Annotated in this window: 22 protein-coding genes and 1 pseudogene; 10 read left to right on the forward strand and 13 right to left on the reverse strand. The window is 63.6% G+C overall.

Translation table 11 applies throughout. The features are described 5' to 3' along the window. Positions 1-227: 227 nt before the first annotated feature. The 5 genes from NKH01_RS28640 to NKH01_RS28660 all read right to left on the reverse strand — a co-directional run bounded on the left by NKH01_RS28640 (position 228) and on the right by NKH01_RS28660 (position 4,656). The gene (locus NKH01_RS28640) at positions 228-1,205 is read right to left on the reverse strand and encodes a GlxA family transcriptional regulator (protein ID WP_353023519.1); all 978 of its coding nucleotides are present in this window, start codon (positions 1,203-1,205) and stop codon (positions 228-230) included. Between the two features lie 263 nt (positions 1,206-1,468). Next, positions 1,469-2,650: a cystathionine gamma-synthase gene (locus tag NKH01_RS28645; RefSeq protein ID WP_352481346.1), complete on the reverse strand. Its 1,182-nt coding sequence runs from the start codon at positions 2,648-2,650 to the stop codon at positions 1,469-1,471. Then, on the reverse strand, positions 2,647-4,071 hold the full coding sequence (locus NKH01_RS28650; protein ID WP_352481345.1) for a pyridoxal-phosphate dependent enzyme: 1,425 nt from the start codon (positions 4,069-4,071) through the stop codon (positions 2,647-2,649). The genes NKH01_RS28645 and NKH01_RS28650 overlap by 4 nt, the downstream gene beginning before the upstream one ends. Before the next feature lie 186 nt (positions 4,072-4,257). Next, positions 4,258-4,467, reverse strand: coding sequence for a RidA family protein (locus NKH01_RS28655; protein WP_352918733.1), 210 nt, complete (start codon positions 4,465-4,467; stop codon positions 4,258-4,260). A gap of 21 nt (positions 4,468-4,488) precedes the next feature. Then, entirely contained in the window at positions 4,489-4,656 is a 168-nt protein-coding gene (locus NKH01_RS28660; RefSeq protein WP_352918735.1) for a hypothetical protein, read from the reverse strand. Between the two features lie 167 nt (positions 4,657-4,823). Between NKH01_RS28660 and NKH01_RS28665 the strand changes: the two genes are divergently transcribed. Together NKH01_RS28665 and NKH01_RS28670 are read left to right on the forward strand one after the other, a co-directional pair. Continuing rightward, positions 4,824-5,153 carry a hypothetical protein gene (locus NKH01_RS28665; protein ID WP_023718782.1) on the forward strand — a complete coding sequence of 110 codons (330 nt, stop codon included), beginning with the start codon at positions 4,824-4,826 and terminating at the stop codon, positions 5,151-5,153. Then, positions 5,150-5,797: a cysteine hydrolase family protein gene (locus tag NKH01_RS28670; protein ID WP_353023522.1), complete on the forward strand. Its 648-nt coding sequence runs from the start codon at positions 5,150-5,152 to the stop codon at positions 5,795-5,797. The genes NKH01_RS28665 and NKH01_RS28670 overlap by 4 nt, the downstream gene beginning before the upstream one ends. Positions 5,798-5,908: 111 nt before the next feature. On the opposite strand, the gene NKH01_RS28675 is transcribed toward NKH01_RS28670, so the two are convergent. The 3 genes from NKH01_RS28675 to NKH01_RS28685 all read right to left on the reverse strand — a co-directional run bounded on the left by NKH01_RS28675 (position 5,909) and on the right by NKH01_RS28685 (position 8,460). Then, entirely contained in the window at positions 5,909-6,259 is a 351-nt protein-coding gene (locus NKH01_RS28675) for a winged helix-turn-helix transcriptional regulator (protein WP_352481342.1), read from the reverse strand. Positions 6,260-6,596: 337 nt separating this feature from the next. Continuing rightward, a complete protein-coding gene (locus NKH01_RS28680; RefSeq protein ID WP_352481341.1) occupies positions 6,597-7,946 on the reverse strand; it encodes an FAD/NAD(P)-binding protein in 1,350 nt (449 codons plus the stop codon). Positions 7,947-8,007: 61 nt separating this feature from the next. After that, entirely contained in the window at positions 8,008-8,460 is a 453-nt protein-coding gene (locus NKH01_RS28685) for an RrF2 family transcriptional regulator (protein WP_352592220.1), read from the reverse strand. Between the two features lie 841 nt (positions 8,461-9,301). Here NKH01_RS28685 and tauA point away from each other — a divergent pair. The 4 genes and pseudogenes from tauA (at position 9,302) to NKH01_RS28705 (ending at position 12,225) form a co-directional block, all read left to right on the forward strand. Next, positions 9,302-10,305: pseudogene (gene tauA, locus NKH01_RS28690) on the forward strand (taurine ABC transporter substrate-binding protein). A gap of 75 nt (positions 10,306-10,380) precedes the next feature. Next, positions 10,381-11,154, forward strand: coding sequence for a taurine ABC transporter ATP-binding protein (locus NKH01_RS28695; protein WP_353023524.1), 774 nt, complete (start codon positions 10,381-10,383; stop codon positions 11,152-11,154). Continuing rightward, positions 11,151-12,017, forward strand: a complete 867-nt coding sequence (locus tag NKH01_RS28700) for an ABC transporter permease subunit (protein ID WP_352481337.1) — start codon at positions 11,151-11,153, stop codon at positions 12,015-12,017. Before NKH01_RS28695 ends, NKH01_RS28700 begins: the two co-directional genes overlap by 4 nt. 19 nt (positions 12,018-12,036) lie before the next feature. Then, on the forward strand, positions 12,037-12,225 hold the full coding sequence (locus NKH01_RS28705) for a hypothetical protein (protein ID WP_353006051.1): 189 nt from the start codon (positions 12,037-12,039) through the stop codon (positions 12,223-12,225). A gap of 59 nt (positions 12,226-12,284) precedes the next feature. Here NKH01_RS28705 and NKH01_RS28710 read toward each other — a convergent pair whose 3' ends face one another. Next, positions 12,285-12,470 carry a hypothetical protein gene (locus tag NKH01_RS28710; RefSeq protein WP_023718772.1) on the reverse strand — a complete coding sequence of 62 codons (186 nt, stop codon included), beginning with the start codon at positions 12,468-12,470 and terminating at the stop codon, positions 12,285-12,287. 304 nt (positions 12,471-12,774) lie between these two features. Between NKH01_RS28710 and NKH01_RS28715 the strand changes: the two genes are divergently transcribed. The 3 genes from NKH01_RS28715 (at position 12,775) to NKH01_RS28725 (ending at position 15,495) form a co-directional block, all read left to right on the forward strand. Then, positions 12,775-13,134: a septal ring lytic transglycosylase RlpA family protein gene (locus tag NKH01_RS28715; RefSeq protein WP_352481336.1), complete on the forward strand. Its 360-nt coding sequence runs from the start codon at positions 12,775-12,777 to the stop codon at positions 13,132-13,134. 253 nt (positions 13,135-13,387) lie between these two features. Then, positions 13,388-14,665: a polyhydroxyalkanoate depolymerase gene (locus NKH01_RS28720; protein WP_352481335.1), complete on the forward strand. Its 1,278-nt coding sequence runs from the start codon at positions 13,388-13,390 to the stop codon at positions 14,663-14,665. Positions 14,666-14,877: 212 nt separating this feature from the next. Beyond that, entirely contained in the window at positions 14,878-15,495 is a 618-nt protein-coding gene (locus tag NKH01_RS28725; RefSeq protein WP_023718769.1) for a transglutaminase-like cysteine peptidase, read from the forward strand. Between the two features lie 9 nt (positions 15,496-15,504). Here the strand turns inward: NKH01_RS28725 and NKH01_RS28730 are convergent, their stop codons facing one another. The 4 genes from NKH01_RS28730 to NKH01_RS28745 are packed head-to-tail and all read right to left on the reverse strand — an operon-like array spanning position 15,505 to position 18,282. Then, positions 15,505-15,873, reverse strand: coding sequence for a helix-turn-helix domain-containing protein (locus tag NKH01_RS28730; RefSeq protein WP_023718768.1), 369 nt, complete (start codon positions 15,871-15,873; stop codon positions 15,505-15,507). 38 nt (positions 15,874-15,911) lie between these two features. Then, positions 15,912-16,448: a Smr/MutS family protein gene (locus NKH01_RS28735; RefSeq protein WP_023718767.1), complete on the reverse strand. Its 537-nt coding sequence runs from the start codon at positions 16,446-16,448 to the stop codon at positions 15,912-15,914. After that, entirely contained in the window at positions 16,445-17,551 is a 1,107-nt protein-coding gene (gene mltA / locus NKH01_RS28740) for a murein transglycosylase A (protein ID WP_023718766.1), read from the reverse strand. Before mltA ends, NKH01_RS28735 begins: the two co-directional genes overlap by 4 nt. Before the next feature lie 23 nt (positions 17,552-17,574). Then, a complete protein-coding gene (locus tag NKH01_RS28745) occupies positions 17,575-18,282 on the reverse strand; it encodes a Tim44/TimA family putative adaptor protein (RefSeq protein ID WP_023718765.1) in 708 nt (235 codons plus the stop codon). Between the two features lie 198 nt (positions 18,283-18,480). Here NKH01_RS28745 and NKH01_RS28750 point away from each other — a divergent pair, with 198 nt between their 5' ends. Then, entirely contained in the window at positions 18,481-18,972 is a 492-nt protein-coding gene (locus NKH01_RS28750; protein ID WP_353023526.1) for an FxsA family protein, read from the forward strand. The last annotated feature ends 82 nt before the right edge of the window (positions 18,973-19,054 follow it).

The following is a 19,054-nucleotide window of genomic DNA, read 5'->3' on the forward strand; positions in this document are numbered from 1 at the left end:
AATGTTGTGCTGGATGCCGTGAGCGGTGGCCGGACAGCACCCCCCTCTGGCCTGCCGGCCATCTCCCCCTCAGGTGGGGAGATTGGACGTCACTTCAGCTTTCGCCAATCTCCAAAGTTGTCGAGTGAGCTTTGCTTGCGAAGCTACCAATCTCCCCCCTTGAGGGGGAGATGGCCGGCAGGCCAGAGGGGGGTGGGCGGGAACTCAGCGTGGAGCGATTAACGCCGCTAGTGCCTCCTCATCACCTTCGGCGCGTGGCCATGCTCCTCCCGGAACGCGCGGGCAAAGCTCGACATCGACGCAAAGCCGCAGGCCAGCGCCACGTCACGCACCATCAGCGTCGAATGTGCCAGGAGATCAGCGGCGCGCTTCAGCCGCAGGCGGCGGTAGTAGCCGTTGGGCGAGATGCTGAGCTCGGAGCGGAAATTGCGTTCAAGCTTGTCGGAGGAGACGCCGAGCCGCCCCGCCAGCTCCGCCATGCCGAGCCGCTCCTCCACCGCATCCTCCATGATGGCGATGGCCGACAGCACCAGTTCGTTCTGGACGCCGGTGCGTAAGCGCAGCGGCATCAGCTTGCGGTCGACGCTGGAGCGCAGCGGGCTGTGCACGAACCATTCGGCGACGCCGGCCGCCAGCTCGGCGCCATAATCGTTGGTGATGATCTCCAGCATCATGTCGAGGCTGCCGACGCCACCGGCCGAAGTGAAGCGCTTGCGGTCGATGACATAGAGATCGCGCCTCAGCTCGATATCCGGAAACGCTTCGGTGAAGGCTGCCTGGCTGGTCCAGTGCAAGGTGCAGGCATGGCCGTCGAGCAGGCCCGCGCGGGCGAGGAAGAACGCCGCATCCGCCACCGCACCGATATGGGCGCCGCCGCGCAGGCTCTTGCGGATCCAGCTCACGGCATCGTGCGCGACGAGATGATCGGCATCGCCGCCCGAGCAGACGACGATGCGATCGACCTTCGGCGCGTCATGGGCGGCAAAGCCGGGCTGGATGACGACGCCGTTCGAGGCCTCGACCGGGCCTTCGGCGGCGCCGACGATGATCCAGCGATAGCAGTCCCGCTTGGCCAGCACGTTCGCCGCGCGCAACGGCTCGATGACGGAGCTGAACGCCATCATCGGAAAACCGGGGAAGACCAGGATGGCGAAGGTCAGCGGAGTGTCGCTTACCGTCGGTTGGTTGCGGTGTCGGTTGTTCATAGGGAGACTACCATTTCGCCAGATGGCGCCAAGGTCAACGGAGCAGCGTGTAGGCTCCGATCTTTGGTGATCCTTCACGCCCCCCTCTGTCCTGCCGGACATCTCCCCCACAAGGGGGAGATCGGCAGCTTCGCCGTCCGTCCGTGTTTCAGCGATGGAGATTGGCGAAAGCGCAAGATGACGGCCAATCTCCCCCCTCGTGGGGGAGATGCCCGGTAGGGCAGAGGGGGGCGCTGTCCCGCCGTCGTTTCGGCATCGTGCACTCAACTCGCCAGCGCCTGATCCAGATCCGCAATCAGATCATCACCATCCTCTATCCCGGCCGACAAGCGCACCAGCGAATCGGATATCCCGATCTCCGCGCGTTTTTTCGCCGGGATCGAGCCGTGCGTCATCAGTGCGGGGTGCTCGATCAGGCTTTCGACGCCGCCGAGGCTTTCGGCCAGCGTGAACAGTTGCGTGTGCTCGAGGAAGCGCTTGGTGCCGGCGAGGTCGCGGTCGAGCTCGATGGTGATCATGCCGCCGAAGGCGTGCATCTGCCGCCTGGCGATGGCGTGCTGCGGATGGCTGGGCAGGCCGGGATAGATAACACGGCGGATGTCGGGGCGGCTTTCCAGCCAGTGCGCGATCTTCTGGCCGTTCGACGAATGACGCTCCATCCTCAGCGCCAGCGTCTTCAGGCCGCGCAGCGCCAGGAAACTGTCGAATGGCCCGGAAATGGCGCCGATGGCGTTCTGCAGGAACTTCAGCCGATCGGCGAGATCCTTGTTGTCGCCGACCACGGCGACGCCGCCGACCATGTCGGAATGGCCGTTGAGGTATTTCGTCGTCGAGTGAACAACGATATCGATGCCGAGCTCCAGCGGCCGCTGCAGATAGGGGCTGCAGAAAGTGTTGTCGGCGACCGACAGCACGCCTTTGCGCCTGGCCAATGCCGCGACGCCTTCGAGATCGACGACACGCAGCAGTGGATTGGTCGGCGTCTCGACCCAGAGCAGCTTGGTTTCCGGGCGGATCGCCGCTTCGACCGCGGCAAGATCAGTGAAGTCAACGAAGTCGACCTGGAGGTTGGCCGAGCGCTTGCGCACCCGCTCAAGCAGCCGAAACGTGCCGCCATAGATGTCGTCGGTGGCGACGATGTGGGCGCCGGAATCGAGCAGTTCGAAAATAGTGGCGATCGCCGCCAGCCCCGAAGCGAAGGCGAAGGCGGCTGTGCCGCTTTCGAGGTCGGCCACAGCGCGCTCGAAGGCAAAGCGGGTCGGGTTCTGGCTGCGGGCATATTCAAAACCCTTGTGCACGCCCGGGCTCTGCTGGCCATAGGTCGAGGTCGCGTAGATCGGCACCATCACCGCGCCCGTCGTCGGGTCGTGGCTCTGGCCGCCATGGATGGTGCGCGTCGAGAAGGCGAGGCGGTTCCTGCCCGATACGGTGGCTTTGACGGTCATCGGGCGCGCCTCAGATGGTTGATCAGGTCGATACGGGTTATCAGGCCAATGAATTCGTCGCCATCGAAGACGATAGCGACCTCGTTGCGGTCGAACACCGGCAGCAGCGCATCCAGCGTCTGGCTGGCCTGCAGCGTGTGCAGGGTAGAGGTCATGGCCGTACTGACCGGGGCCTTGAAGCGGTCCCAGCGGCTGTCATAGGGGCCTTCGACCTTGGCCAGGATATCGCTTTCGTCGATGATGCCGACGAGCTTGCCCTCGTCCAGCACCGGCAGCTGCGAAACATCCGAGCGGCGCATGCGGCCATAGGCGTTGAGCAGGCTTTCGTCGGGGCCGACATACACGGTGTCGCCGGTGCGATGCGAGCGCATCACCAGATCGCGCAAATCGCCATGCTGCTCCTGCTCGGCAAGGCCCTGTTCGGCCAACCAGAAGTCGTCGAACACTTTCGACAGATACTTGTTGCCGCTGTCGCAGACGAAGGTGACGACGCGCTTCGGCACGGTCTGCTCGCGGCAATAGCGGAGCGCCGTCGAAAGCAGCGTGCCGGAAGACGAGCCGGCGAGGATGCCTTCCTTCGAAAGCAGGTCGCGCACCGCCAGCATGCTCTGCTTGTCGGGGATGGAATAGGCCTTCCTGACCAGCGACAGATCGGCATTGGGCGGGACGAAATCCTCGCCGATGCCTTCGACGGTCCAGCTTCCGGCCTCTACCATCTTGCCGGTCTTGATCAAAGGCGCCAGCACCGAGCCGACCGGATCGGCCAAAATCATCTCGGTCTTCGGCGAGACTTTCGCGAAATAGCGGCCGAGCCCGGTCAGCGTGCCGCCGGAGCCGACACCGACGACAACCGCGTCGACGTCGCCTTCGAGCTGTTGGAAGATTTCCGGTCCGGTCGTGGTTTCATGAGCCAGCGGATTGGCCGGGTTGGCGAACTGGTTGGCATAGAAGGCGCCGGGCAGCTCGACGGCGATCTTTTCGGCCATGTCCTGGTAATATTCGGCATGGCCCTTGCCGACATCGGAGCGCGTCATGCGCACTTCGGCGCCGAGCGCGCGCAAATGCTGGATTTTTTCGCGGGACATCTTGTCGGGAACGACGAGGATGATGCGGTAGCCCTTGGGGATGCCGACCTGGGCGAGGCCGAGACCGGTGTTGCCGGCGGTCGCCTCGACGATGGTGCCGCCGGGCTTCAGTCTGCCCTGTTTTTCGGCGGCGGCAATCATCGACAGCGCGATGCGGTCCTTGATCGAGCCGCCGGGATTCTGGCTTTCGAGCTTGATGAACAGCCGGCACTTGCCGATGTCGAATTTGGTCAGCTCGACGACCGGGGTCTGCCCGATCAGGTCGAGAACCGAGGCATAGGGCGGGCGCAGGCGGGACGATGCATCGTCCGGTGCTACGATCTTGTGCTTGCTCATGTCAGATGCTCCGTTGCCAGAATGAGCAACCGCCCTGGAAGACGGCAACCTACCGTCTTTTCCAGCCGTTTGCAGTTGGAAAGAAGATAGATCGTGCCAATCCGGCCGCCAGCAGGGGAATGGAATTTCGCGAAAGCTTCGCCGGCCTCCAGGCAGGGCAAAAGATTTGCAGAACCTGTTTAGGGCTCAGGCGATCGCCGCCTGGGCTTCGATCTCGATCAGAAAATCCGGATTGCCGAGCCCGGCGACGCGCAGCACTTTGATGATCGGCGGCGCGCCACGATTTGCCCCGAAGGCGATCCAGGCGCCGAATGCCGGCCCTATGTCCAGGTCGCCGGCGATATGGACCGAGAGGCTGACAAGGTCTTCAGGCTTTGCCCCACCGGCTTCGAGCACCTTTGCCAGGTTGGCAAGCGCCTAAGCGGTCTGCGCAGCGAGATCGTCCCTGGCGACGATCCGGCCTTGCGCGTCGACCCCATGCTGGCCGCCGACCAGCACGATGCGCGCGGATGCCGGCAGCGACACGCCTTGCGAATAGGCCGGGTTGCTGTGCATGCCCTCGGGGTTCAGCCTTTCGATGGTCACTGCGCTTTTCCTCCTCAGCGAAAACTATACCGCGGCCGCCTGGCCGTCCGTCGCACGGCACAGAACGGCAATCGTGCGGCCGTTTCAACGCACCATCTCGTTCGTTGCCGCCGCTGATTCCGCCATGCTACCCGGCGCTGGTCGAACAGCAATGCAAGGAATGGCCGATGAAGATTCTTGCCTATGACAATTTCAAGCCCGGCGTCACGCTCGACGACCTGCGGCCTTATTTGCGCGACGAAGTGTCGAACGTCTGGCGGCTCTGGAAGGCGGGGATCGTGCGCGAGAATTATGCGCGCGGCGATATTGGCGGCGTCATCATCGTCTTCGAGCTCGACAGCGTCGCGGAAGCGCGGCGCTACACCGAGGACTTCCCGCTGTCCAAGGCCGGGCTGCTGGAATGGCACTTCATCGCCTTCGACGCGCCATTGCCGCTGGAATTCCTGTTCGACCCGACCGTCGACATCGCCAAGCCGTGGGACCGGACGGCGGCATGATCCGGTCGCGCGACGGGATCGAAATCCCGGCCAGCCTGGCTGAGTGGTGCGATCCGCGCCGCACGGCGCTGGTGGTCTACGACATGCAGGTCGGCATCTGCCGCCAGGTGGCCGGCGCCGCCACCATCGTCGAGCGCACCGGCACGGTGCTGGAAGCGGCGCGCGTGGCCGGAATGCGGGTGGCGTTCACGCGCCATCTGTCGCTGCCGCGCAAATGGATGGGCGCGACGCAGCTGCGCACCGCCATGGCCTGGCAGCGGCGCGACAGCCCCGACACAGTTGAGCCGTGGTTCCCGCGCGACGCCGAAGCGACGCGGATCGTGCCCGAGCTGGAACCCCGCGATGACGAGGCGGTGTTCGACAAGCTCACGATGTCGGCCTTCGATTCCACCGCGCTCGGCTTTGCCTTGCGCGATTGCGGCGTGCGCACGATAGCGCTCGCAGGCATCGCCATGGAGATCGGCATCGAGCCAACCGTTCGCCAGGCGACCGACAATGGCTTTGTCGCCGTGGTCATCGAGGATGCCTGTGGCTCCGGCAACCGCGAGGCGCGCGACCGCTCGATGGCGACGCTACGCTTCCTCGGCGAAGCCGTTGTCACCGATGTCGCCAGCTTCTGCAGCGCGCTTGCCGGACCGGGTTGAGGACAGTCGGCTTGCTAGAGCGATCCACCCTTTCACGCAAACGTCGAACCGCTCCATCGCTTTGTCTCGCAATTGCGGACAGAAAACCGCTCCGCGCTTCCCGGAATTGATCTAGGTGGCTGCGCTATCGGTGCGAAAACGCACGCCCTCGGCGCGGCCATGCACGCTTCCCCAGTCGTAGAGCGCCTGGAGCGCGGCGGCGAGATCTTCACCGCGCCCGGTCAAGGCGTAGCGCCCCTTGCCGTCGGGCGACATCTCGAGCGTGACGAAGCCGATCTCGACAAGCTCGGCCAGGCGCTGCGTCAGCATCTTGTCCGAGAGCGAGGGGATCAGCCGGCGCAGGTCGGAATAGCGCATCGGCTGTTCCTTGACGTGCGCCAGGATCACCGTCTTCCATTTGCCGCCGAGCGCGTCGAGCGCGAACTCGACCGGGCAGCCGTAGAGTCTTCCGCGTTGGGTCATGCGCCATGGTAGGCAAGGCATGGTGACGACGGAAGCAGAATTCGCCCGGTCATCTGGCCAGGGTCGCGGCTCACGGCCTCGCCGGCCACAAAATCCATGGAGGAGAACGAAGATGAGCGTACGCGACGCCAATCCGGTCAACGCGCAACAGCCGAAACGTGTGGCGATCGTCATCGCCAACCCGGCTGTCTCGACCACCACGGGCTGGCCGGTCGGCTTCTGGCGGAGCTAGCTCCCGCACCCCTGGTTCGCCTTCACCGCGAGGTTATGCGGTCGAGATCTTTTCACCCAACGGCGGCGGTCTTGCATCCGAAATTGCGTCAAGACAAAGGGGGCCTTATCCGAGCAATCGCTTGCTTAGCCGCGCACACTGCACGCGAATATCGGGAATGGCGTCGATCTCGAAGAAGGTGCCGCGCGTCAGCGGCCCGACCGCCAAAATCTTGGCCGATACTGTGCCATCGCCGGCGATGACCTCGCAGTCCGCGGTCACATCGAGGCCGAGCCGCAGCGGATCCGGCCGTGCCAGCCCACGGTCGACCAGCGACCGCACCACGCTGTTCGAGGTGGTCGAGATATCCCTGGCGATGCCGGTGCAATCATAGATGCGGGCGACATCGAACCTTTCGAGGCGCTGCGTGTGGCGGGACTGGACCTCTACGGTGTAGCCTGCGGCGATGTCGACGATGCGGCCGGCGACAAGCCGGATGCGGCCGGCCTGCACCGCCTCCGTAACGCGGGCGTAGACTTGCGGCGCCATGCGATGGCGGTGGATGTCCCACCACGCCTTGGTGTGCTCGACAAAGCGGCGCTTGGCCGAGGACGGCCAGTTCTGCCAGATCTTCTGGTTGAAGGGCCTCAGACCGTCGACGACGTCGCGCCAGTCGATGCCGGCCTTCTGGTTTTCCCGGATCAGGTCGCGGAACCAGCCGACGAAATAAGAAAGCTGGGTGCCGAGCGGGATATCGGCAACGTCGAGCTTGATGGGATTGCCCTTGCGATGCGGCGAAGGCAGCAGGCCGCGCCGCGACACCGCGACGATCGCGCCGCGATGACCGCGCTGCTCGAGCGACAGAAAGGCATCGACCATGCTCAACCCCGTGCCCAGCACCAGGACTCGGGCTTCGGGGTCGAGCGCGCTGTCGGCCTCGGATCCCATCCTGATCGCGTGGCCCTGCCCCGCCCCCGGCTCCTCGTCATGGCCGGTCGCCAGCACGGCAAGATGCGCAACCACGCTGGTGCCGTTGGCCAGCGCCACCTCGACGCCGGACGCGGTCGGCGAGATCGACAGGCTCTCCTCGCGGATCAGGCGCAGCCGGCCCGTCTGCTGCTCACGCGCCTCGAGTTCGTCGAGCAGCTCCTTGAGATAGCGGGCGTAGACGCTGCGCGGCGCATAGACCGGTGCCTGTTCCGGCGTTGCCAGGCCGCGTTCAAGTAGCCAGCGCGAGAAATTGCCGGGATCGTCGGCATAGGCGCTCATGCCCAACGCGCTGACATTCAGCACATGGGCTGAGAGCAGCGTTGAATAGGCCATGCCTTGCCCAAAATGCGGGCGTTTTTCGACCAGGCTGACGCGGAGATCGGGATTGGGCGACTTCAGCAGATGCGCGGCAAGCACGACGCCGCTGGCGCCGCCACCGACAATGATGATCGAAGTTGGAATGATCGAATTTGCGCGTCCGGTCATGCGCGCACCAATTGTCTTGGGAGCCATTGGTTCCGGAATTCTCGGGTCAGGCTTTGTTGATTCAGGCCTGGATTTTCAACGGCACCGAAAGGTCTTCGTCGCCGGCGATGTCGCGCATCTCGGCGAGGCTGCGCTGGTCCAGCACCTCGGCGATGGCCTGCCGGACCTCCAGCATCAGATGTCGGACTTGGCATGTCGCCTCGTTGCAATCTTCGCAGCGCTGATACTGGGTGCGGCTGGCGCAAGGAATGGGGGCAAGTGGCCCGTCGAGCACGCGCACGACGTGCCCGACCTTGATCTCGTCCGCTGGGCGCGCCAGGCGATAACCGCCCTCCTTGCCCTTGCGGCTCTGGACGAAACCGGCATTGCGCAATTCGCCAAGGATGGCATCGAGGAACTTTTTTGGAATATTGTTTGCGCGGGCGATGTCGTTGACGAAGGCGAGCTGTCCAACCGGCAGGCGCGCCAGATGAACGAGCGCCTTGAGGCCGTACTTACCTTTTTTCGTGAGCATAACCCGAACGTTTCTCTGTCATGCGATGACCCAAGGCCATCGGTTGCGAAACGCCTGGCGTGCCTCCCCGCCGCGTCCAAGCTGTCACTACAGATAAATTCTAGTGACATGATATACAAGCCAAGAAACGTTGATTTTGTTTCGTTTTCAAGCCGCAATGGCCATTTTGGCCGGGGCTTGTGCCCCTACGAGCACAGGAGCCGCCGCCAATGGGACACCGGCAAACTGGCCGGCGACAGGAATGTCCCGACCGGCCGACAGCAGCTTCTGTCCCTGGATTTGAAGGCCAAAGCATGCCGCGCGCGGCAACAAGGAGGGTGGCGTCGCTCATCGTCCTCTCCAATCCTTCAATGTCCATAAGAATACTAGACTTAACCCCGAACACAGGAAATTCACTTTCAATTGTTCGGCCGTTCGCAGCATGGATTTGCCGGTGACCGGGCCAAAACGGAAAATTCTTGTTTGCGGCTGATGGCGCAATCACCGGTCGCTCCAACGGACAGCGAAGCCAGAGGCGAGGTGGAGCCAAGAAGGCAATTGAGGTGCTGCGCCATTGTTCAAAGCAGCGACGCAGCGGAGACCCGAGGATCGATGCCGCTATACTGACCAATGAATGCAGTCCAATAGTGCGCGCCATTCCGTCTCTGTTTCGGCTGACCTGACCGTCAACAGACCTTAGGCCGAGGCCCGCTGCAGCCGCCATATCCGCCTTCGCGCGGCGCCACTGACGGCTTTTTTCTAACAAGACGGCAATGGTTGGAAGGATTTAACTCTACAAGCCTTATAGACTTAGCTGACTATGAGGGAGCGATCCGATTTTTCTCTTTTCAAGGAGCCTTTCATGTCCACTATTTCGCGACGCGTCGTTCTCCTGTCCTCGGCGGCTCTGGCTGGTGCCGGCTTTCTCGGCCCAGCCCATGCGAAGGACCTCAAGATCACTATCGGCTACCAGACGGTCGTCGAACCCTCGAAGGTGCCGCAGGCCGACGGCGCCTATGAGAGCGCGACCAAGGCGGCAATCGACTGGCGGAAATTTGATTCCGGCGCCGACGTGATCGCCGCCGTCGCTTCCGGTTCGGTCGACATCGGTTATGTCGGCTCGAGCCCGCTGGCGGCCGCGAGCTTCCCATCCAGACCATCTTCATTGTCGGGCTGATCGGCGAATCCGAGGCCCTTGTCGCCCGCAACGGCGCCGGCATCGAGAAGGTCGCCGACCTTGCCGGCAAGAAGGTGGCGGTACCCTTCGTCTCGACGACGCATTACAGCCTGCTTGCGGCGCTGAAGCATGAGGGTGTCGAGCCGAAGTCGGTCGATATTCTCAATCTGCGGCCACCGGAGATCGCGGCGGCATGGGCGCGCGGCGACATCGACGCCGCCTATGTCTGGGATCCGGCACTCGGCCAGATCAAGACGTCGGGCAAGGTCGTGCTGGATTCCTCGCAGGTCGCCGCCTGGGGCGCGCCGACTTTCGACGCCTGGATCGTGCGCACCGACTTCGCCGAAAGGAACCCGGAGGCGGTGCGCGACTTCGTCAAAGTGACGGGCGCTGCCTATGCCGAATTCCTGGCCAAGCCGGATCAATGGTCGGTGTCCTCGCCGCAAGCGGCCAAGATCGCCAGGATCACCGGGGCCAAGCTCGAAGACGTGCCGCAACTGCTGAGGGGCTATGTCTTCCCGACGCTCGAGGAGCAGGCCTCGGACAAGTTCCTCGGTGGCGGCACGGTCAAGGCAGTCGAGGCGACGTCGGCCTTCCTCAAGGAGCAGGGCAAGATCGACGCCGTGCTGCCGGATTATTCGAAATACGTGTCGTCGAAATATGTCGGCGAGGCGCTTGCCTCGAATTAGCGACCGCTCAATGCGCGCGTCCTCCCTTCCCTGACGCGCGCGTTGCCTGCAGATTCAGAATATCGGCGACGCCACATGACGCATCTCCTGCTCGACAAAGTCTCGATTCATTATGAAGGCCAGCCGGCGCCGGCCGTCGAACGCGTGTCGATTGACGTCGCCAAAGATGACTTCGTTGTCCTGGTCGGCCGCTCCGGCTGCGGCAAGACCTCGCTGCTCAATGTCGCTGCGGGCCTGGTCGAGCCTGTGCGCGGCAGCGCCACGGTAGGCGGCAGGCCGATCACGGCGCCAGGCTCGGACCGCGCCGTCGTGTTCCAGAACGACGCGCTGTTTCCGTGGCTGACCACGCGGGAAAATGTCGCCTTTGCGCTCAGGCTGCGCGGCGTCGGGCCAAGTGAACGGGCGCGGCGCGCCGATGCGCTGCTGGCGCTGGTGAAGCTCGACGGTGCCGGCGACAAGCGCATCTGGGAGCTTTCCGGGGGCATGCGCCAGCGCGTCGGCCTGGCCCGGGCGCTGGCGGCCGAGCCGCAATTCCTGCTGCTCGACGAGCCGCTGGGCGCGCTCGATGCGCTGACACGGGAACGCATGCAGACAACGCTGCTCGATCTGTGGACGGCAAGCAATGTCGGCGTGCTGATGGTGACGCACGGCATCGAGGAAGCGCTGGTGCTCGCAACCCGCATCATTGTGCTGGCTCCCGACCCTGGGCGGGTGGTGCGGAGTTTCGAAACCGGCTTCAGCCGGCGCTATGCAGCCGGCGAGGCCATTCGCAGCATCAAGGCCGATCCCGCCTTCGCCGCGGCGCGCGGCGAGCTGACCGATGCGATCTTCGAAGGAGAGGCAGCATGACCGTTACCTCCTATACCGAGCGGCCGCAGCGCTCCAAGGCCGACGACGGAGCCGACGCGCTGTCCGTGCCATGGTCGCGGTCGCGGCCGAGACGCAGCCGCGTTTCGGCCCGCATGGTCAGCGCGATCACTGTTCTGGTGGTGCTGGCGGCGTGGGCACTGTCGGCCCGCCTGCAATTGGTGTCGCCGGTTTTCCTGCCGTCGCCCGTGGCAGTCTGGAACAAATTTGTCGTCGTCGCCCGTGACGGCTTTGTCGACGCGACGCTGCTCCAGCATATCGCCGCCAGTCTGTGGCGGGTATTTGCAGCGCTGATCGCGGCCGTTTTCGTCGGCGTTCCCATCGGGCTGGCTATCGGCATCAGCATCATAGGGCGCGGCATCTTCGATCCGCTGCTCGAATTGCTGCGGCCGATCCCGCCGCTGGCCTATCTGCCACTAATCATTATCTGGTTCGGCATTGGCGAGCCGTCCAAGATCCTGGTGATTGCCATCGCCATGCTGGCGCCGGTCGCGCTGTCGACGGCATCGGGTGTTCGCGGCGTCTCGCAGGAACGCATCAATGCGGCACGCGCGCTTGGCGCGACCCGCACGCAGCTTGTCCGGCACGTGATCCTACCCAGCGCACTGCCCTCGATCCTGACCGGCCTGCGCATCGCGCTTGGCGCCGGCTGGTCGACGCTGGTTGCCGCCGAGCTGGTGGCGGCGACGCGCGGGCTCGGCTTCATGATCCAGTCCGCCGCCCAGTTCCTCGTCACCGACGTGGTGGTGATGGGCATACTGGTGATCGCGGCCATTGCCTTCGTGCTCGAATTCATCATCCGCAGGATCGAGCGGGTGCTCGTCCCGTGGGCGGGGCGGGAGTGACCGGATCGGAGACGTGACGATGCCCCATTCCACCGCTGTGCTGCTTGCGCGTTTCGGCCATTGGCTCCGCCTGATCAAGGCCGGAGACAAACAGCCGCCTGACGGCGAACGCAAAACGCCGACGCCGGTGCATCTCGATGCGGAGCGCAACCGCCTGCCGCCACGCGACGAAAGTTTCTACTGGGGCTGGCAGTACTGGTCGCGGTGACCGGCCGCCACGAGTCCGCTGTGCGCTGCTCTGGCGGGAGCCTGAGGATCGACGCCTGCTCAAACGCGCGAACGGTTCGCCCAGGCCAGGCCGGCCAAGCCAACCAGCGCGGTGACGATGCCGACATAGAGCCATTGCGACTGGCCGGTCATGAAGCTGCCGCCGATAAGGCCGATGCCTTGCAATGACCACAGCACGCCGATGGCGAGCACAATCAACGCCAGCAGATTTTTGATCAATCTCATTGCTAAAACTCCTTTCCAAGTCGATCATCTGCCGCGCTCCTGCCGGAATGGAACAGCGAAAGAAGCGGCCCGGTCAGGCCAACTTCTACTTAGATGCAAATCTCTGATCTTGTGCAAGACGTGCTGAGGTCGATGCAAAGATCATCAAAGAAGCTGTGCCGTGCTGCGGAAACTCTCTGACAAATTGTTTCGCACCGACTCCAAACGTGTAACATTGTCATGGAACCGACAGATCATTGCCGCATTTGCTGCCTCATTCGCCTCTAACCGCTGCGGGTCTGTCAACGGAGCCAGTCCCCAACACATGAACAAAAGCAACCAGACCGCGCTTGCCGCGGCCATGATCGCGGCTGGCCTGATGGTCGGCGCATCCACTGCCAGCGCCGCCGCTCAGTGCGGCCGTGCCTCCTGGTACTCACTGCATTCCAGAACCGCTTCCGGCGAACGCATGAACCCGTCGGCGCTGACCGCAGCGCATCGCAGCCTGCCGTTCGGCACCAAGCTGAAGGTGACCAACCGCAACAATGGCCGCAGCGTCGTCGTGCGGATCAACGATCGCGGCCCGTTTATCAGGGGCCGCGTGCTCGATCTGTCGAAGGGCGCCGCCAGCCAGCTCGGCTTCATCAGCTCGGGCCATACCGCCGTCTGCATGGCACGCGTCTAACAGTCAGAGCGCCAGGCCGGACACCTCCTCCGACGATCGCACCGATAGGCGTACCCTTGGCTACGCCTTCGCAGGTGCACATTGAGCCGGCTGTTGCCGTTGAAGGCGGATTCCCAACATCTTGGACGAAAGAATGAGCATAAATCACGCAAGTTGACGTATTGCATCGCAGCAAATTGTTGCTAACCTCCCGCAAGACAAGGCTCGGCGCTGCTCGTCGGCCCTTCGATCGCAGTCGGCAGCGGGGTTCTCGATGTTCTACCAGCTTTACGAACTGAACCATGCCGCCTTGCAGCCGGCCCGCCTCTATGCCGATGCGGTGCGCCTGTTCTACTCCAATCCGCTCAATCCGGTTTCACACACGTCCTGGGGCCGCTCGGTCGCGGCAACGGCCGAATTGTTCGAACGCACGACACGCCGCTACGGCAAGCCGCAATTCGGCCTGACCAAGACCGTGGTCGACTGGAAAACCGTCGAGGTCAGCGAACGCACCGTCTGGTCGCGGCCGTTCTGCAATCTGGTCCGTTTCGAGCGGGCTGTCCCGGCCGGGCGCCGGCCGGATCCGAAGCTGTTAATCGTCGCACCGATGTCGGGCCACTATGCGACGCTGTTGCGCGGCACGGCCGAGGCGATGCTGCCCTATGCGGACGTGCATATCACCGACTGGGTCGACGCCCGGATGGTGCCGCTTGCCGACGGCAGCTTCGACCTCGACGACTATGTCGACTACATTGTCGACATGCTGCATGCGCTGGGACCCGACACCCACGTGATGGCGGTGTGCCAGCCGTCGGTGCCGGTGCTGGCGGCGGTGGCGCTGATGGAAGCCAAGGGCGATCCTTTCGTGCCCTCGACGATGACGCTGATGGGCGGCCCGATCGACACGCGCCGCAACCCGACGGCGGTCAATTTGCTGGCCCAGGAAAAGGGCATCGACTGGTTCCGCGACAACGTCATCATGCGCGCGCCCTGGCCGGTGCCGGGCTTCGGCCGCGAGGTCTATCCCGGTTTCCTGCAGCTTTCGGGTTTCATGAGCATGAACCTGGATCGCCACATCATCGCCCACAAAGACTTCTTCATGCACCTGGTGAAGCATGACGGCGACAATGCCGAGAAGCACCGCGAATTCTATGACGAATACCTGGCGGTGATGGATCTGACGGCGGAATTCTACCTGCAGACCGTCGATACCGTCTTCGTCCGCCAGGCCTTGCCCAAGGGCGAAATGACGCATCGCGGTGTGGCGGTCGACCCTTCGGCGATCCGCAATGTCGCCCTGTTCACCGTCGAGGGCGAGAACGACGACATCTCCGGCCTTGGCCAGACCAAGGCGGCGCACGACCTCTGCATCAACATTCCGGCCGACAGGCACGCCCATTACATGCAGCCGGCGGTCGGCCATTACGGTGTGTTCAACGGCTCGCGCTTCCGCTCCGAAATCGTGCCGCGCATCGTCGATTTCATTACCAGCTACGGCCGCCAGAACCGTGTTGCGGTGAAGCCCAAGCTGGTCAGGACCGGCAAGAAATAGGCGACCAGCGATGATGCCCGTCAATCCGCATCAGGTCGGTCAATGCCAAAATCATCGGTTGGCGGGGCCGTGCGGCCGGTCGACCTGTTGCACAATAGTCGCGTTGGCGCCACGCAGGTAACCATGCCGCAAAAATCAATCCATCCTCATAATTGACACCGACTGTAAATACCCCTTAACGTTTCGTTAACAACAAGGGACAAGCGGGGACAATGATTTCCTCACCAATGGCGAGAACGCTACGCCTGTGCGCGCTGGCTGGACTTACTGTGGCGGCAGGTTGGGCCAGTTCGGCCTCGGCAGCCAGCCCGATGATAACAGGTGGTCCGACGTCGCAGCCGATCGGCCATTATGATTTCTGCAAGACCTACCCGTCGGAATGCTCGATCCGCCCGAAGGATCTGTCGCCCGCCAGCATGACCGGCTCGCTGTGGCGCAAGCTGCTCAGCGTCACGGTAAAGGTCAACGCCGCCGTCAAGCCTGAGAGCGACTTCGACATCTACGGCAAGGACGAGGTCTGGGCCTATCCCGACAAGGGTGTCGGCGACTGCGAGGACTATGTCCTGGAAAAGCGCCGTGAGCTGAACCGGCTGGGCGTCTCGTTTGCCGATCTGCTGATGACCGTCGTGCGCAAGCCGGATGGCGAAGGCCACGCCGTGCTGACGGTGCGCACCGACAAGGGCGACTACATCCTCGACAATCTGACCGACCAGGTCCGTTCCTGGGACCAGACCGGCTATCGTTTCCTCAAGCGGCAGGCGATCGACAATACCGGCCGTTGGGTCTCGATCCGCGGCGGCCAGCAGGTTCTGGTCGGCTCGGTCCAGTAACAAAGCAACTCATTTCGGCCGGTTCAGCGCGGCGCGGAGCGACGCAATGATGCGGCGAAGCTCGGCTTCGTCGAGCTTTTCGATGTTGTCGGCCAGGAGATTGGCAAGCTCGGTCGCCGCCGGGCTAAGGCCGGACGTGTCGAGCTTGACGCGCGGATGCGAGGTTTCGGCCAACCGCGCCAGTTCCTCGGCGTCGTCCCAAATGATGTTGAAATAGCCGATGATCTTCTGGATCAGCGTCCAGCTCGGCGCACCGCGGCGGCCGTGTTCGAGCGCCGAGAGATAGGCTGCGCTGACGCCGATCGCCTTGGCCATGTCCTTCTGGGTGACGCCGCGCTCGTTTCGCAGCACGCGAAGCTTTTCGCCGAACGGGGTCACGAGCACATCCTCATTGGCGCATCCTCATGGGCGCATCCTCAAGAGCGCGCCCGCCGCAGACGGACGTAAAGCGCGCCCGAGCCGCCATGATTGCGGGCGGCATGGTCGTGGCTGGAGACAAGGGGCCGGAAGGCGGGCGTCGACAGCCATGACGGCACGGCGCGTCGCAAGACGCCGTCGCCGCCCGACGAGGAGCCCTTGCCGGTGATTACCAGGACATAGCGGATGCCGCCGGCATGCGCCCGGTGCAGGAAGGAAAACAGCAGCGAATAGGCTTCGTCCTGGGTCAGGCCATGCAGGTCGACGCGGCCTTCGATCGGCAGCCGGCCCTTCGACAGCTTGTCCAGCGTCGGTTCGTCGAGTGCGTGGGAAACATGCTGCGCCTTCGGTTTCGCGGCTGCGGCAGCATTGCCCGCGACCTGTACTGGCGGCGGCGCCTGCCTGGCGTCGTCGATCTCCGGCCCAATGTTGGGAATATCGACGGCGATCTTGCCCTTCAGCGGCTTTGTCGTGCGCGCCACCAGGTTCCATAGAACCCGGTCGTCCTCGCTCAGCCTGTCGATGCGCCGGGTCATCGATCTGCTCCTGAAATCAGCGACCGGGGGATCAGCGCATAAAAATCGGCGGCGTTGCGGATAACGCCGGCGATCTCGCCGGCCGCATCGCCTGACCCAGCGAACAGATCGCCGCGGGCTGGCCCGGTGATCGCCGAGCCGGTGTCCTGTGCGATCATCAGCCGCCGGAACGGTTTTCCGTCGAAGGCGGTCAGCGACGGCGCATCGATATGGAAGGGCGTGCCGAACGTGTGCAGCAGTCGGTCGACGGCGATCGAGCGGCCGGGTGCCAACGGCACCTTGGCGGCAGCGATCGGGCCGAGCTCCGGGTCGTCGACGCCCATCTCGCGGAAGAAGATGTAGGAGCGGTTGCGCCAAAGGATCTCGTCGACGCGCTCCGGACGCGCCTTGAGCCAGGCACGGATCGACTGCATCGTCACTTTTTCCAGCGGGATCTCGCCTTCGTCGCTCAGGATCGTGCCCGGTCCGGTAAAGCGCTGGCCGGATTTGGCGGCATAGGTGACGCGGCAAAGCTCCCCGTCGGTCATGTTGAGCCGCGCCGCGCCCTGCACGTGGATGAAGAAGGCATCGACCTTGTCGGCGAGCCAGGCGATTTCCAGGCCTTGTCCAGCGAGCGCGCCGCGTTCGATCTCGCCGCGGTCGAAATATTCGACCGGGTCGTTCGGCGCCGCACGAGCGAAGGCAAGATAAGGATCCATGCCGGAAGGACGATTGCCATCGTCGATGTCGACAAGGTCGGCCGGGCGGGTTAGCAACGGCACCGAAAATCGTCGCGTGCGCACCGGCGAGGCGTCGACCTCCGGCTCGTAGAAGCCGGTGACGAGGCCTGGGCCGCCGTTTTCCGCCCCTATATGGGCCGGCACAAAGTAGCGCTCGAAGAAGCTTCGGGCCTCCAACCGATTCGCCGGCGAAACGGTGCGCGCTGCGGCATAGGCTTCGGCAAAGGCGCCGAAATCGACGCCGAGCGCGCCGGAGCGGTAGGGTTTCGTCAGGACATGAAAGGCCGAGCGGCGAAAGGCGTCAAAGGCAGGGAGTTGGTCGTCCTCGTCCCAGCCCGGCAATTCGCCAAAGGACTTTTCGCTGAAGACTCGAGAAAGCGACACGACAGCCCCCGCCGCCGTCCAGTTCAGTCTTCTTCTTCGGTGGCGACGAGCTTCCAGTTCGGATCGCGCGAGCGCGCGTCACGAGCGAAGGTCCAGACGTCCTTAACCTCGGCGACGGTCTCGGGATCGCCGTCAATGACGGCGCCGGCCTTGTCGCGGGTCGCTGAAATCAGTTCGCTGACAATGCGCAGCGTGATGTGCGCCTCGCTGCCCTTCATCTCGGCCGAAACGATGTCGGCCTTGTCGATGCCGACGAAGGAGGACTGGATTTTTTCGGCTTTTGCCTCGCGGTCGCCGATGGCCGCGACAAAGCCGTCATAGACCTCGCGCGACAAAAGGTTTTTCAAGGTTTTGCGGTCGCCATCGGCGTAGGCCATGACGATCATCTCATAGGCCATCTTGGCGCCGTCGACGAAGGTCTTCGGGTCGAAGGTCGGATCATTGTCCTTGATCGCCCGCAGGCCCCGGTTGAGATCTGTGTCGGGCTTGGCAAAGGCGTCGATCGCCGTATAGGCATCGGCCGCCGGCTCTCCCGCCAGCCGCTTGCGCGGCAGCGAAACCACGTTCTCGGGTTTCTGGGCGGCATCCTTGTCGTTCTTGCGCCCTGCCGTATATGGATCGAAGGGCGGGCGTTCGTTGCCCGTGCGTCGGCCAAGCACGTTGCGCAGCTGGAAGAAGATCACCACCGCCGCAATCAGAAAGAAAATTGTGCCGAAGTCGAAGAAGCCCATATCTTGCGCCAATCAATCCCTGCTTTGGCCGGACCAGCGGCCAAGCAAGGGCCGCGATCACATAGCGTTCAGTATCCAAAGCATATAGAACGCATGGCGCAATCATTCAAATCAAAGGCAGCCATACCTATCTAACAGCTCTGGTGCCAGCGGCGATTGCTCGCCGGCCGGCAAAACATCGAAACGATCGGTCAAGATTTGCGTATCTCGCTGCTTCCCCTGTTTGTTCTTGCGCTTCCGCTGCTGGAGATAGCCGGTTTCGTCATTGTCGGCCGCCAGATCGGCGCGCTGGCGACGGTCGGGCTGGTGCTGGCCTCGAGCGTCGCCGGCGCCTTGCTCCTTCGACACCAGGGTTTTGGCGTCATGGCCAGGGTCCGTGCCGAAATGGATGCCGGCCACGATCCGAGCCGCCAGCTTGCGCACGGCGCCATGATCGTTCTGGCCGCGATCCTTTTGATCTTCCCCGGCTTCATCTCGGATATTTTCGGCATTCTACTGTTCCTGCCACCGGTGCGCGATCTTGCCTGGCGGATGCTGAAAGGCCGCATCGTGCTGGCCACCGATTTCGGCGTTGGTTTGCGGGCAAGGCAACGCGGCAAGACCATCGATCTCGACGACGGCGACTATTCGCGCGCCGACGACCATGCGCGCGGGCCTGACTCTCCGTGGCGCCGCCTCAAGGACGAGTAGCCGCAAGGCAACCGGCGTCTTTTGCAAACTTGTCTTGTCGTGCCGGCCATGATAGCGAACGCCCGAATTTCAATCCGGTCAG

Origin of the sequence: Mesorhizobium sp. M1403 (assembly GCF_040317695.1) — a bacterium.
GTDB lineage: Bacteria > Pseudomonadota > Alphaproteobacteria > Rhizobiales > Rhizobiaceae > Mesorhizobium.

Bases quoted from the DNA above. Each gene is read 5' to 3' on its own strand.
- NKH01_RS28640 (WP_353023519.1), bottom strand. From the start codon at position 1,205: ATGAACAACCGACACCGCAACCAACCGACGGTAAGCGACACTCCGCTG.
- NKH01_RS28645 (WP_352481346.1), bottom strand. From the start codon at position 2,650: ATGACCGTCAAAGCCACCGTATCGGGCAGGAACCGCCTCGCCTTCTCG.
- NKH01_RS28650 (WP_352481345.1), bottom strand. From the start codon at position 4,071: ATGAGCAAGCACAAGATCGTAGCACCGGACGATGCATCGTCCCGCCTG.
- NKH01_RS28665 (WP_023718782.1), top strand. From the start codon at position 4,824: ATGAAGATTCTTGCCTATGACAATTTCAAGCCCGGCGTCACGCTCGAC.
- NKH01_RS28670 (WP_353023522.1), top strand. From the start codon at position 5,150: ATGATCCGGTCGCGCGACGGGATCGAAATCCCGGCCAGCCTGGCTGAG.
- NKH01_RS28675 (WP_352481342.1), bottom strand. From the start codon at position 6,259: ATGACCCAACGCGGAAGACTCTACGGCTGCCCGGTCGAGTTCGCGCTC.
- NKH01_RS28680 (WP_352481341.1), bottom strand. From the start codon at position 7,946: ATGACCGGACGCGCAAATTCGATCATTCCAACTTCGATCATCATTGTC.
- NKH01_RS28685 (WP_352592220.1), bottom strand. From the start codon at position 8,460: ATGCTCACGAAAAAAGGTAAGTACGGCCTCAAGGCGCTCGTTCATCTG.
- NKH01_RS28695 (WP_353023524.1), top strand. From the start codon at position 10,381: ATGACGCATCTCCTGCTCGACAAAGTCTCGATTCATTATGAAGGCCAG.
- NKH01_RS28700 (WP_352481337.1), top strand. From the start codon at position 11,151: ATGACCGTTACCTCCTATACCGAGCGGCCGCAGCGCTCCAAGGCCGAC.
- NKH01_RS28705 (WP_353006051.1), top strand. From the start codon at position 12,037: ATGCCCCATTCCACCGCTGTGCTGCTTGCGCGTTTCGGCCATTGGCTC.
- NKH01_RS28710 (WP_023718772.1), bottom strand. From the start codon at position 12,470: ATGAGATTGATCAAAAATCTGCTGGCGTTGATTGTGCTCGCCATCGGC.
- NKH01_RS28715 (WP_352481336.1), top strand. From the start codon at position 12,775: ATGAACAAAAGCAACCAGACCGCGCTTGCCGCGGCCATGATCGCGGCT.
- NKH01_RS28720 (WP_352481335.1), top strand. From the start codon at position 13,388: ATGTTCTACCAGCTTTACGAACTGAACCATGCCGCCTTGCAGCCGGCC.
- NKH01_RS28725 (WP_023718769.1), top strand. From the start codon at position 14,878: ATGATTTCCTCACCAATGGCGAGAACGCTACGCCTGTGCGCGCTGGCT.
- NKH01_RS28735 (WP_023718767.1), bottom strand. From the start codon at position 16,448: ATGACCCGGCGCATCGACAGGCTGAGCGAGGACGACCGGGTTCTATGG.
- NKH01_RS28745 (WP_023718765.1), bottom strand. From the start codon at position 18,282: ATGGGCTTCTTCGACTTCGGCACAATTTTCTTTCTGATTGCGGCGGTG.